14 protein-coding genes are annotated in these 13192 nt (G+C 50.1%); 3 read left to right on the top strand and 11 right to left on the bottom strand.

All coding sequences use genetic code 11. The features are described 5' to 3' along the window. Positions 1 to 1011 precede the first annotated feature (1011 nt). Complete coding sequence (locus GGQ73_RS22625) at positions 1012 to 1497, bottom strand: hypothetical protein (protein WP_183897976.1); 486 nt, start codon at positions 1495 to 1497, stop codon at positions 1012 to 1014. 49 nt (positions 1498 to 1546) lie between these two features. After that, positions 1547 to 2671, bottom strand: a complete 1125-nt coding sequence (locus GGQ73_RS22620; RefSeq protein WP_183897975.1) for a hypothetical protein — start codon at positions 2669 to 2671, stop codon at positions 1547 to 1549. Positions 2672 to 2986: 315 nt separating this feature from the next. On the opposite strand from GGQ73_RS22620, the gene GGQ73_RS22615 reads away from it, so the two are divergent. Both GGQ73_RS22615 and GGQ73_RS22610 read left to right on the top strand, forming a co-directional pair. Beyond that, positions 2987 to 3649, top strand: coding sequence for a hypothetical protein (locus GGQ73_RS22615; protein ID WP_183897974.1), 663 nt, complete (start codon positions 2987 to 2989; stop codon positions 3647 to 3649). Positions 3650 to 3858: 209 nt separating this feature from the next. Beyond that, positions 3859 to 4083, top strand: a complete 225-nt coding sequence (locus GGQ73_RS22610; protein WP_183897973.1) for a hypothetical protein — start codon at positions 3859 to 3861, stop codon at positions 4081 to 4083. Between the two features lie 217 nt (positions 4084 to 4300). On the opposite strand, the gene GGQ73_RS22605 is transcribed toward GGQ73_RS22610, so the two are convergent. Continuing rightward, complete coding sequence (locus GGQ73_RS22605; protein WP_183897972.1) at positions 4301 to 4954, bottom strand: hypothetical protein; 654 nt, start codon at positions 4952 to 4954, stop codon at positions 4301 to 4303. Positions 4955 to 5217: 263 nt separating this feature from the next. Beyond that, positions 5218 to 6108, bottom strand: coding sequence for a DMT family transporter (locus GGQ73_RS22600; RefSeq protein ID WP_183897971.1), 891 nt, complete (start codon positions 6106 to 6108; stop codon positions 5218 to 5220). A 269-nt stretch (positions 6109 to 6377) separates the two neighbouring features. Here GGQ73_RS22600 and GGQ73_RS22595 point away from each other — a divergent pair, with 269 nt between their 5' ends. Beyond that, the gene (locus GGQ73_RS22595) at positions 6378 to 6677 is read left to right on the top strand and encodes a hypothetical protein (RefSeq protein WP_183897970.1); all 300 of its coding nucleotides are present in this window, start codon (positions 6378 to 6380) and stop codon (positions 6675 to 6677) included. Between the two features lie 513 nt (positions 6678 to 7190). Here GGQ73_RS22595 and GGQ73_RS22590 read toward each other — a convergent pair. The 7 genes from GGQ73_RS22590 to GGQ73_RS22560 form a co-directional block, all read right to left on the bottom strand. After that, positions 7191 to 8096 carry a HEPN domain-containing protein gene (locus GGQ73_RS22590; protein WP_183897969.1) on the bottom strand — a complete coding sequence of 302 codons (906 nt, stop codon included), beginning with the start codon at positions 8094 to 8096 and terminating at the stop codon, positions 7191 to 7193. 235 nt (positions 8097 to 8331) lie between these two features. Further along, the gene (locus tag GGQ73_RS22585) at positions 8332 to 8799 is read right to left on the bottom strand and encodes a hypothetical protein (RefSeq protein ID WP_183897968.1); all 468 of its coding nucleotides are present in this window, start codon (positions 8797 to 8799) and stop codon (positions 8332 to 8334) included. 8 nt (positions 8800 to 8807) lie between these two features. Continuing rightward, on the bottom strand, positions 8808 to 9338 hold the full coding sequence (locus tag GGQ73_RS22580; protein WP_183897967.1) for a hypothetical protein: 531 nt from the start codon (positions 9336 to 9338) through the stop codon (positions 8808 to 8810). Then, positions 9335 to 10537, bottom strand: coding sequence for a hypothetical protein (locus GGQ73_RS22575; protein WP_183897966.1), 1203 nt, complete (start codon positions 10535 to 10537; stop codon positions 9335 to 9337). The genes GGQ73_RS22580 and GGQ73_RS22575 overlap by 4 nt, the downstream gene beginning before the upstream one ends. Positions 10538 to 10542: 5 nt before the next feature. After that, positions 10543 to 10929, bottom strand: coding sequence for a PAAR domain-containing protein (locus GGQ73_RS22570; RefSeq protein ID WP_183897965.1), 387 nt, complete (start codon positions 10927 to 10929; stop codon positions 10543 to 10545). A gap of 558 nt (positions 10930 to 11487) precedes the next feature. Beyond that, positions 11488 to 12165: a hypothetical protein gene (locus GGQ73_RS22565; protein WP_183897964.1), complete on the bottom strand. Its 678-nt coding sequence runs from the start codon at positions 12163 to 12165 to the stop codon at positions 11488 to 11490. Between the two features lie 13 nt (positions 12166 to 12178). Then, positions 12179 to 13192: type VI secretion system Vgr family protein (locus GGQ73_RS22560; RefSeq protein WP_183897963.1), on the bottom strand; the 1014-nt coding region annotated here is incomplete at its 5' end.

The following is a 13192-nucleotide window of genomic DNA, read 5'->3' as shown; positions in this document are numbered from 1 at the left end:
CCCTTCATTTGCAGTCGATTCCGAGCTTTCAAGCTGGTTTCCGCCCAAAAATACGCACACTTATCCAGACCATCCGCATATTCGACTACAGATAATTTATATATTAATACACCAATTCGATCTGCAAATATATATTTCTATATATGCAGTATTGTAAATTTAGCTATTTTATATCTTCGCGTTTATCCTTCGATTTCACCTCTTTCGCTCAACAAGACACACCTGTTCGTTCACGCAGCTCATTGAGCTCGCGTCATCACCATTCGTTGCTTGCCCAACCCATAAGCTACGCAAGCCATTTCAACGGGGCGCTGAAAGCTACCTCGTAACTGTATATGTGTGGCACTTCTCAGCGCCCCCAACTATCAAACCGCATTTCCAGCCAGCATCCGGGCCCGCACGCCAAGCTGAAATATAATCTTCCTAGTCTTCCTACTTCTGTGCCATCATCCGCGTTCCAAACTCAGCCATACTCGAAATACATCAATGCGCAACAAGAAAGCCCGTTCTGCCCATAGGGTCACCACCGGGCTATTCCGCCTGCTCGTCAAGCATTTCATCTATTGAGTTCCGCTCAGATGCCTGAATATCATCAGAACAAAACCCGCCACCTTCTTCATCTGGTGCTGCCAGCAGGAGAACGCGACTTCAAATACTATAAAGGAAAAATCTCTCGTCGTAAATCAAAATATGAATATTTTCCTATTTTGGCACTCTTCGATATCAGACTCTTGCATCGCAAATTTGGTGCACCGAGATGGGGTTTGATTGCGCTAACCTAGCAATGCAGAATGTGGAAGACAGTTCCAGGACACGTAGCGGCAACTGTCTGCTAGATGCCCATACAAAACAACATTCACTAATCACCTATAGTCGCCTTCGACGCATAGCTACCGGTGCCCATTATGCGGATCACCAACTAATGTGAAGGGACGACATCGTGTCCGATTACCACCCAAACAGCGCGGTCACAGATTAAATTTTGTGAAAACAAGTGGGACGCTAAGAGGCTCACTTTTTAGATATCTCGTCCCCAAGTCCTGCTCTAGCAAGCAATGCTTCATATATAACCAAAGATTGGGTCAGCAGTAACTTTGAAGTATCCAAAATGGGTTTTGGGTCGTCACCGGGCTGAAACGCGAGCATATCATTCTGTAGCGCTCTTAAAGTTCTTTGAAATGAAACAATATCGGCCGACTGTTGGGGAACCACGTAAAGTAGTTGCGTTCCGGAAAACTGCAACTTTGCAATATTTGGATTTATACTTGACACCAATTCATCGTACTTAAATTTACTTTTCTCATTAACGCTTTTGGCTATCACATCAATTAGATTCTTGGTGTCACCAGAGAATGACTCAAGGTTTTTCACTAAGTACTCACGACGAGCCGCCTGCACCTCAAACTGAGCATTTATTTTTGGTGCAAGCCAATAAGTGGCTATCGCTCCAGCCACCATTAACACGAGTGACATCCAGACAGGAATCGTATCCTTCACCAACACATTTCCAATGTGGGCTAACAAACGTCGCACCAGATACGCCCCTCTAATTTACAGGCTTAGTTGAGCTTTGCAGGCCAATTACGGACTTAGCTTTACGAGCAGTATCGGTAGCCTGTTCAAGTGGCAGTTTTCCGACAGAATCCAAAAGAATATTCATTGACTCCTGTAGATCTTTTGCCGTGCCATCTTCCGGAGAAACCGAGTTCATTACTTCGATTCCCCCTTTTAGGCTTGCTGACGATTCACCAGAAGTAAAAACCGCAACCCCAAGTGAAACGAAGGCCGCCAATGAAACTGTCGCGCCCACAATTCGCCAATGCCCCGGAGACGCAAAATCAACCTCAATATTTTCGATAGGTGCTTCTTGAAAATGCTGCTCAGTAAAAGCACGGATGTCACTGATAGTTCCCGGCTCAATACCTTTGGAAATAACGGCATGCGCTGAAACAAGAAACGCGATCAATTCACTTGACTGGTTTAAAACAACAAAGTCTCTGGCATCATACTTATCCGCAGTCACGAAGCTGCTTGAATTTCCCTCAAAGATATAGGAATCGTATGCATACTTCAAAAGTTCTTCGTTATCACGATCAATTTTTACTTCGCGTACCGCTGGCGGTTTGCCAATGCGCTTCTCAAGCTCAAATGTAATCGACTTACGAGGAACAACGTTGAGCCATCGGACCTTACGAAAGGGGACTTGCTGCGATGACAGTTTCGAGCCGCTGTAAGTCTCAGACGGATTGAAGTCGGAAACGATTTCACCCAAGCGTATCACTGGTTGAGCGATGCCTTCGGAAAAATCCCTCCCAGGCACAATAACCAAGTCGCCTTTTTTTGCTAAGCCGTAAAGGCGGTTGATGCTCCCGCTCAGCGACTGAAGATCAGTCTCTTTAAAGGTGTCTGCATCATAGTCAGATAATATCTCACTAGGTGCAAAACTCCCTGTCGTTTCAGCGTGTTTACGCCAAGCAACTGCACGCCTAATAGCGCGCCGAAGATTGCTCTTCGATCTTACAATATGATTTTCAAGACGGAGGTACGGCGATTCCAAGAATACAATGCCATTGTCAGAGAAATCGCGATAATTAACACGCGCTCGACCTGCATGAACTACCCAAGCCCTCTGAGACGGAGAGACCAGCTTAGCAGCTATATCGAATTTCATGCGTTACCGCCCCCCAAAAAAACTTATTAACCGTTTAAGTTGAATAACAACGTCGATCAAGTTCTTTTTTTGGGTAGCCGTCACCTGTTAACTGCATAAATCCGGTGACTGATACGAACATTTATGACCTCAATTGGATCGCTAGCTGCACCCAATCCGCACCTTCTATAAGTTGGAAAACTAAATTTGTGATGATTCAAATTCTGATCAAATCCATGTGTCACTGATCGATTAGAGGTTGAAAACAAGTTTTCCGCCCTTGTTTTGGTGAGATTATTATAGTGATCTTTAACTCAACCAAAAAATGTGGGCCAGATGTCTGTATTCGATCTTCCTCTACGAAAAGCGCTACAACTATTCTATGCGCCTCCTGCGTTACGTCGCAAAATTTTGAAAGCCGACATCAATCTTGACCGCAAAAAGGAAGCTGGCGGTAACCGTAGCCAAGGGGGAGATTATTATGCGCCCTTCTGGTCAGATGTGAAGAACCACATCTCGGGGGAAGGCGATCTATCAGAGGCAATCAGTAACCGTATAATTTCGAACAAAAACTTCACACGTTTATATCCTTTGCTGAAAGATGGTATTCTTGAGCTGCTAAGTGCAAGATTGAGATGGTCAAATGAACTGGTTGAAATCATTCCTAAAAGTGTACACGGCAATCTTCTAGTTGCCGATTTAGGTACGATCCGAATAAAGGATGCCTTGCACGCTCGCGTGAGGGGCGAATATACCCGTGTTGTGTATCCTTATTTTAGCGAGGAGCCTGCATTATCAGACGAGGGAGCACGATTGGGCTTGTGGGTTATGCAACGCGCGCTGACTAAGCTTGACGCAAACGACATGCGCATTATTGACCCGCTTCGTAAGGCCTTCTTTTCCCCTCAGACAACTCCGCTACAGGACGATGAAGAAGTCGTGTTCCGCGAAAAATACAAATCATTGATCGATGAGTGGCAGCGTTTACGAGACGAGTAAGATAGATATCACGTCAGCGAAAGTCAGGTACTTGCTTTGCCGTTCTTGAGCGATTATTGGACTTAAAACAGACATATATCTGGAATGCCCACTTTGATATTCACCACTGTTTTACATTGCAGGTCGAACGGGAATCCTTTAATATTTAAGGAACACTGTGAGCGCGACTTGTATTGAAATCACGCGATTACAAACAGTGGAGGCAACACATGAACCGCTTTTCCTCTAACAAAACCAAAGACGTCGCATGGCGCGTCAACCAGATGCACGCCAACAATGCCATCGAAGGCGTTGAGAAAGATGAAGCACTCGCTGCTTTGGTTGAAGAATGGAATGTAGCTGGCGTTGCTGACGATGAGCAGGTTGCGCGGCTGGTGCAGATGGCAAAAAACGCAATCGCGCTGCCGCTTAATATACGTCGACAAATATTGTGAACGCTCTCATTTTGGGGGCGTTTTTTATTTAAGGCGCAGAGTTGCGTGAGCGAAAAGGCTATTTACGAGCGATATATGTATCCCCTGGCCTGAGCCGAGGGTTACAATCAATTTATTGGGTGGAGCGACAAAAACGGGCCATAGCGAAGTCAATCGGAAGATCGATACAGGTCTACCAAATAAGTCTAAGTCATCTACTTGTGGCATATTATCTACCTTAATCACCAAAAGTGATTGCGGCAGCTTTAAGCCATGCATCAGGACCGACCTGAGAATCCCCGCCATTCCTACACAGCAGGGGCAGTTCACGCCGGTCTTCCGGCCATTCGATTGATTTAACCTCGCTCCTGGAAAAATCACATAGAATAGGACTACTGCTAAGAAATTGGTCAGGGAACTTGAGCACTATATTTCTTACACAAGTGGCTCTCTCAGTTCCTCTGCCGGGACATAAAAGCCACGTGAAGCCAGCGAGAACCAAGTCATTGCGATACCGAAACGACCCATCTACATCATACTTTTTTTCAGCAAGCTCTGGTTCACTGGCTTTGGCGATATAGGATACGAGTATTGCCTCTCTCCTAGCTTCCGCAACTTCTACACTACTACTCCTAGACATTTCGACAATCGAACGGACAGTACTACTTTGGCAGGAGTCACCAGGAGCGTCTGATCGCCCGTTGCGCAAGCCACTGAAATAGTCGAGCCAAGGCTTTATTTCTCCTATGGTCTCGAGACTGAAAGTCTGCCGCTCGCAAAACGCCTTACCAGGGTCAAACGCCTCTTGAGCATGAGTGCTTGAGGCTATCCCCGACCATCCGAAAACGAATGAGATTATGCCGAACCTTATCATATGTATTAATTCAGACATATCTTATCACCTTCAAGCCGAATTAGCGTTCCTTTTACCGACATCTCGCCGTCGGGACGCACCATGATTTCCGCAGCTGCCTCTCGAAGTATCATGGCTGCATCCGATGCAAGCACGAAATTGCCGCCAGCAAAGTCATTATTGATTTGGCAGCAATCAAACAAACGGTTTCGCCAGTAGCCACGGTAAAGCTCTCTTGCCCACTCAAAGAAATGCTCTAGTCGGCTCCTATCGATATATCACTTCCCGCGTGGACCATAAATTCAGTTGCGCTGTGAAGATTCATGAAAACTCCGCCGCTCCCAACCCACAAGCACAAGGCTTGCAGCGGCGATAAGAACTGCGCCGATGAAGACGTTGATTGCCGGGATTTCCGTCCAGATGGCGTAGCCATAGATGAAGGCCCAGATCAGGCCGGTATATTCCACTGGTGCCAGCGACGAGGCGGGCGCATGTCTGAAGCCTTCATAGAGAAGATATTGGCCTATCGTCGAGACCAGCCCGACCCCGATCATGAGCAGCCAGCCTTGCGCATCCGGGTTTTTCCAGAGCCAGGGCAAGGACAGTGCGCAGGCGATGCCGAACAGGGCACTGGTGGCATACATCTGCGTCAATGTCGTTTCGCTTCTGCTGACGAGGCGAATGAGGATGGTGCTCCACGCCCAGCAGAAGCCTGCGACGATGCACAGTGTTGCGGGCAGCCAGTTTGGCGAACTGGCCGGATTGGCAGCGGCGACGACACCGACGAAACCGACCGCGCAGGCTATCCAGCGGCCTGCCCCGACCTTCTCCTTCAGCACGAAGATGGAGAGGACCATGACCATGATCGGCGCGGAGAAATAGAGCGTGGTGAGTTCCGCCAGCCCCAGATATCGGGCGGAGCTGTAGAACAGCACCCAGGCGGTGAGCATGAGCGCTGCGCGAATGACGACGGTGCCGCGATATTTGCTTTTGAGGATGGAGGGGTGGCGATAGCGATATGCCAGGACGCCGGTAATCAGCACGATGAGTGCGCTTCGCACGAAGAGGATTTGCGGGACCTGGTAGCTTTCGACCAGCCATTTGACGAGCGCATCCTGCAACGCGAAACAGGAGTAGCCCATGGCCGCCAGCCCGATGCCGAAAAGCGGCCTTGCTTCCAATGATCCTGCCATGCGTTTCACCACGATCCTGCTGATGTTCTGTCCTAGCCGAATCCCATGGTATGATCCATGGCGATTGAATCGTTTCCATCGCAGCCAGCGATTGGTGCGCACCAGAAACCACTGGCAGCCGCAAATTCGGGAGCTTTGGCTTGTTGCACGTCAAAAAGGTTTGAGATCCGCTTGCTCACAGATAACGTTTTCGCGATGGCAAGTGAAACATCTCGTGCTCACCCATCGCTGTGCCTATGTAATTGGCTGACATTAGAAGAGGAGAAGGAATGAGCGAGAAATATGGTCCCCACGTCCTGATGGGAACACTTGCAGAGCGAATGGCAGCCCACTACCAAACAGATGCAAACCTGGAGCTGGGCCCGCACCTTGCGCACTACATGGAAGAGGTCGAGATCAACATTGCGGCTCACAGTTTCGACCACGTCGGGTTCATGTCGAAGATTCACGAGCGACTGGAAAAAACGCTGTCGGCACCATCGGGTGCTCGGCGAGACGCTTTTCTGCAGGCCGTTGTTGCCTCGCTTCGAGACCGGATAGACCGACACAATGTGGTGGCCGCCGGTTAGCATTGCGGGAGCTTCGTGCGAATGGCCAGCGCTCGGTTTGCTACAGACAGCGCATGTCAGTGGGCAGGGACGGGTTGCGGCAAAACGACAGACTGTTGGCGCCGCAGTTTGGGCGTAGCGCGCTGTGACGACAGAGCGTGTCGCGTGATAGCCTGGAAATGTTCACATGATGAGTCCGGATTGGGCCAACTGGTTCCCATAGCCCTCTCGTCGCTCAAGATTATCATGGTGCGTGGTGAGCGCGCGGGCAAATATCTTATTCACCCTGACTCCCTGTTCGTTGTCTGACCTTGGGAAGAAATCGCGTCCACCGGAGGCCCGACCAGTTCTTCCGGTTTGACGGTTTCCTTCTTGGCGCGGACATTCAGTGGTATCATGAAGAGATCGACACACCTTCGTTGATCGACATGCCATCTTTCAATGTGTCAACCGACGAGAATGTGTCGATTTATGCAAAACATACACGTTGAAAACACACGATGCCAAAAGGGACGGTACAGCGGAGGTTGCTGTTCAGATCGAAGGTTTTAGCGCCCGTTCACAGACAGCCAAAACCACATCCTGCAACAGTTTGACGCGCTCTGCCAGCCACGCCAGTTCCTCGTCCGTGATTTCGTATGAGGGGGAATATCGGGCATCGACATAGGCGCGTTCCAAACGGCTGAAGCAGCGTTTGGCGAATTTGGTATCGTCAGGCCAGACCGCACCGAGTTCAGGTGCGATACGCTCTGCCTGTGAGCGCAGGAATGTCAGCTTGTGGGATTTGGGGCTGTAGAGTGAAATTACGTTCAGCACGCAATGGTAAAGGCGCTCGGCTGTTTGGTGGAGATCAAAGACAGCTTCCTTCAAGAAATCTCTCTGAGTAGCTATCATAGCCAATTCAAACCGGTGCGCAGCACTCGGAAACCAGTGGTCAAAATGCTTCTGCGCCTCGGCCCTCGCCTCCTCTGGCGTCAGATTTTTCGGCGAGGCCAGAGGATGACCGGGGGCATCGTAAAGCGGGATTCCGTCACGGGCGATATCCACGAAAAACGGCCATCCCCGTGCCAGCAGCGAGTTCACTTCTTCATACGAATGCACAATGAAATTCACTGGCGCGGAGAGATGTCCGGCGATATCGAATGCCTGCACGAAGCGTGCGGCCGCCTTTTCCCAGGCCTCGTATCTTTCGGCAAACTGTTCATGATTGACGACGATCAGCAGGTCATAATCAGAGAGATAGCCGCTTTTGCGATCTTCCACCCAGTTGCCGCGCGCATAGGAGCCGAACAGGATGAGCTTCAGGATTCGCCCGCGCTTGGCCTTTTCCGAGAGCTTGGTTTTCAGGGACTCGTCGAATTCTTCGAAAATGATCTGCGCGACACGCTGCAACTCGCGTCGCTTCTTTTCAGGCAGATGGCTGAGCCCGTCAATTTCCATTCCGTGATCCCTGAACCCAAACGTCTCGACGGTCGGCAATGCCACCCGGGGCAGGCGATGATCGAGCAAAAAAAATCAAGATTCCGCCCCATCTTCCTGCAAGCGCGCTCGCCGTCACATGCGTCCCGATTGTGACTTGCATAGCATATTGCGGTTGCACAGCGAGTGTTTCATTTATCGAGTTTCGCTCGACACATTCAGAAAATCGTATCGAGGGCCAAATGCGCGGGCGTGCTCAAGGCATGGATGGCAGTTCCACATTGAGGGAGGCCCAATAATTGAAATAGTCTTTGACCTGCTTTTTCGGTTCAACCACCCCGCTTCTGACCAAAGAAGAATATGTCTTGCCGCCGGCACGCACGATGTCCTCGACGAGTTTCGACAAGGTGTCCTCTTTGGCCGCAACGACAAATATATCTCGATCATCGCTTATGTAGAGGGCCGAATGGTTTTCAACCGCTATTATCTTATCGACATCCACGAATTGACTTTCCAGCCTTACAGCATCTTCAAAAGATGCAAGCTCAGATGGCTCAGATGGCTCAGATGAAGCTTTATTTATGTTGAACTTCAATGTTTTATTGTCAAAAAACTTCTCGAAAGCCTCAAACTCGGAATCGTCCAGCCAGTCTGTTCCAAAAAAGATTTTATAACCGTTATCTTTACAGAACGACTTACTGAATCCGTATTGATCGAAATGCATCACAAACCTCAACTCGATGGCGCGCCGGGATATCTATACTTACGAAAAGGCCGTCCATTCGGCTTGATGATGTCAAGCGTCGGACCGTTGCTCTTACTGTTTGGACGAACGGTTACTGTTCGACCATCCGAGAGATTTCCTATTCTGACCCCGTTCCCCTTATCTACAAAATCGCCGCTGACGAGATCGTCAAAATCCTTGTTGGCGTCGTCGAACGTACCAGGCCGGTCTTTGTTGAAGTCTTTATCACCCGGCTTTTGGGTCGAATCAGAGTCCATCTTATCGATCTTCTCTTGCTCTCTTTTCTTCTTCGCTTCGGCACAATCACCAGTACACTCGCCGGGGTCCTCATCGGAAGTCTCCGAGTGGCTTTCGTTGTACATTTGGTAGAGCTCATAAGCGCCGTAGGCAAGCAATGCCGCGCCAAGTGCAATTCCAAGCGGACCACCGATCAAGGCCGGAGCGGCACGTGAAGCTAATCGTCCCGCCACACCTGCTGCAGCCCGGGCCTCAACGCCGCCAATTGCCAGTGAACTCAAGCCCTTGCTCCCGTCATCGCAGCGTTCGCCATGAAGCCCATCATCTCGTCTAGACGCTTGTCCGGGCTTCCGCTTTTCAGGTGATCACGAATTTCGGGCGACTGGATGAACCGGCCTTCACTGGAACTCATCAAATAGGTCCACTGATAAAAGCCGCGCTCGGTGCGAAGTCCATGGGCGCGGGCCTGCTGCTCATAGCGCTCCATGCAGGAAAGCGCCTCTTCATCGTTCAGACCTTCGAGAAGGTGCGGCGTCGAGTTCCGAAACAAGGCAACCCGCTTTCGCCGCGACGCCTCAAGGCGAATATCGGCCATCGCATCGATGTTCTTTTCACTCAGGGTCAAAATGCCATGCTGCTGCGGGACGCCGTCCCTCTGCCTCGCACGCTTCACGCCGCCACCCCATGTTGCATCCGGCGCAAAGATAATCTGCTCCGCAGGACCAAAGAGGATTGCCGTCTGCATTTCGTCCAGAACAGGAATGACCTGGATCATGACATTCGCATCGGCATGACGAAAAATCACGCGCTCATAGCCACGGAAACTCGAATAGTCTTCACTGTCTTCTTCTCCACCGGCTACAACAATCTCGCGGCCACCACCGCCACCTAGCATCTGCGTATGTTTATCGCCCTTATCTGACGGGGGCACGCGGACCGTATTCATACAGCGCAAGTGTCGATAAAGTTCTTCAGCAGTGAAATCTCCATCGCCTGACCAGACGACGAGAGCTGGCTTTCCATCACTCAACTCGATGATTTTCTGTAGGCGCTCGACGACAAGTGCCGGATCAGCCTCTTCCCCCGGCAGCATGCCGCCGCCGGTTGGATCACCCGCCTCTAGGGAGGACACCATCTGCGCGGAGAGAGCCGAAGAGCGCGCCTCGAGCTCGTCATCGGAAAGATCATCCTCGGCAGCATCGCTGGAAGACGTGTCGTTCGAATGCGAGAATGCAGCCTGATAGGGATTGACCAGCCAAGGCCCGCCGACGATGACGGCGTAGTCTCCGCCTGCATAGCGGTAAAGTGGGCGGTGGGAGACACCGGACTGCTTCAGTAATCGCGGCAGATCCTTGAACTGCGAGCCGTCCATGACCGCATAAACGCGCTTGTCACGATCGGAAGCAAGTTCGGAAACGCTTTTCAACAAAGCCTGAGCAACTGAAGACAGTTGCCTCTCGTCAATAACGTTCGGCATCATGCCATCTATCCCCGCACCATCGGCATCGATTGGGAGGCCATGTTTTTCTGGCACTCCGTTCCACCAGAACCAGCACCTGAGCCCGAACCAGACTCATCTCCAATGAAGACGTTGGATGAACCCGTTTGTGCCTGTCCACCACAGTCAATCGCATCGCCGATACGACCGGCAGGCTTACCATTTATGAAGACAGTGGACGAGCCAGCGGCCAGCTTGCGACCATGGGTCGGTTCAGGGCAGACCGGGCAGCCATGGGGTACATAGGCGTCACCGACACGCATCAAGGGCTTATTGTTGACGAAGACATTGGGGCTGCCGCCTGTAGCAAGGGTGGGAGGGAAGTGGCAGGAGTGGCCGGAGCCAATGTCTGTGCGGCGATGGGCTGGAGACATCTTAATACCTCAAAACTATCCTTTGGTTTTCACAATTATTGCACGCAAGTCCCGGCCTATACTGTATCAAACGTTACTCCGCTGAAATAAAAGCCTATGACCGAGAAATCGGCACCCAACAAAACCTGATGGTCCTCCGTGTTCGAGCGAAAAATCTCACCGGTCCACGCCTCAGCATCGATCACTACAATGACACTCTCACTATCGAAGCAAATTAGTGGGCAGGAATTTAAAAACGACGGTATACTGAAAACACATTCTTTCAAAACGGATGCGCGCATCCTGGCACAGTTATATTTTAAGAAATTACTATTGTCTGGTCTTATCCTGGTTTCAACTCGAGTAAGATATACGAGACCATCTGCAGCCTTTTCCACGAGTGAAAATACGATATCAATATCATTCCAGGTGACCACAAGCACTTCTTCATTGTCGATATGAGGAAATAACGACTCGCTGATTGAACCTCGGAATGAGAATGAGTAGTAGTTCAATCCGTAGATTGTTTGAACTTCACCGAATGGCCCAAATATCACTTTAGATGTGTCCATCGAATCACTACTTGTACAAAAAATGGAGAACTGTCCAATCGTCCATACGCATCACCACCTCAAGCATATATTTTTTGGCATTTCCTTGCTTGTCATACTTTTCGATTTCTAGAAGAAATTTCATCGCTCCTTTTGCACCTTGAGGATCCGCAACACGCCGCCCATATCTAACCGCAAGGTAGAGGATGTGAGTGGGAACATAACGCCCGGCTTCCGCCATATGAGCGGCAGTTGTGCCAGTGAACCTAAAAATCTGCCTCTGTGTTAATGTACGAAACGCGACTCTTAGTCCAACTAGGGCTGATCTACTAATTCGGGCGGCAGCTAGCCCTATGACAGCAGATCGACCTACCTGACGACCTGCGGCGGCGGCTACCTCGCCACCTCCACGTAAGATCCAGCGTATCTCCGTGATGCCCACAAAAAGTAATATGATGTCTTCTACAACATAAACATTCTCGAGAGGCTTTTCCTCGATTGAGACAAATTTACCTTCGATGTCATATATAGTTTTTACGCCGGCTCGTTCATCTATCCAACCAATAACGGCATTAGATTGCTCATCAAAAACTGGTTTCCACGACTCGGAAACACCGGGTAGCCTTGCTGCAAATATCTCATCAGATTCATGATGCTGCACATCTGCATCAAGTTCCACACCGACTTCTGTTCCATTGTAAGTCATCTTAAAACTCGGACTAATTCAAATCGATTCTGGCGCCGCGTATCGCTACGGATAGACCCTCAACTTCTATTTTTCCGTCGGATGTCATCTTGATCTTTGACTTCCCGCATCGAAGCTCGATGCTTTGCCCAGAGCTCACGATGACGTGTTGATTGCCCGAGATAAGGACGCTTTTTCCGGATGCGATCGATTTAGAGCCATTGGATATCTCTGTACTATTCCCGACGACTCTCATCGATGATTTGCCAGAAACATGTACCATAAAGTCGCCAGCTCCTTTGAATGGGTCGTCTAGAATTTGATAGGCATCCTTAAGCTTTAAAAATTGGTCAAAGACCCTAAGATCATTGTCGGTCCGAGCGTCCACCGATTTGGAGAGACCGACTGATAGCCGAAAGTCTCCCTCTACTTGAGTAGTTTTGTTTTTTCTGATTTGAGAGGTGAAATCTTTAGATACGACCGAGCTTTTATTTCCGTCTACCCTCTCAAAACTATCGTGTCGTACATAGGAAACTAGGTCGTTACCGACGACTTGAGAAGAGTTATTCTCGACTTCAACATCCATATCACGCTCCGCATGCATATAAATCTGCTCTCTCAATTTGTCATCTTCGAAGCTCAGTTCGTTGAATCCTGGACCTTTGTGCGTCTGCGTTCGAAATATGCTCTTCGTTTTATTCGCTGGCAGTTCATACGGCACCTTCTGCCGCGCATTCGGCACCACCCCTGTTACCAGTGGCCGATCAGGGTCGCCATCGACAAATGCGACCATCACTTCCATGCCAATCCGCGGAATGATCTGGCCACCCCATGTGGCGCCTGCCCAGTTCTGGGCGACCCGTACCCAGCATGTATCTGTGCCATCCTTCTTTGCTTTGCGATCCCATGGGAACCACAGCTTGATGCGACCATATTGATCCGGGTGGATTTCCTCGCCCTCGGGACCCGCCACGATGGCAACCTGCGTGCCTTCGATCTTTGGGCGCTTGGTCGTCCGGTGCGGGGTCAGCGGCACGCGGGCGGGGAT

The organism is Rhizobium skierniewicense, from assembly GCF_014196515.1.
Taxonomy (GTDB): Bacteria; Pseudomonadota; Alphaproteobacteria; order Rhizobiales; family Rhizobiaceae; genus Agrobacterium; species Agrobacterium skierniewicense.
The sequence above is the reverse complement of the archived record's forward strand: the minus strand, read 5'-3'. Positions and strand labels throughout refer to the sequence as shown.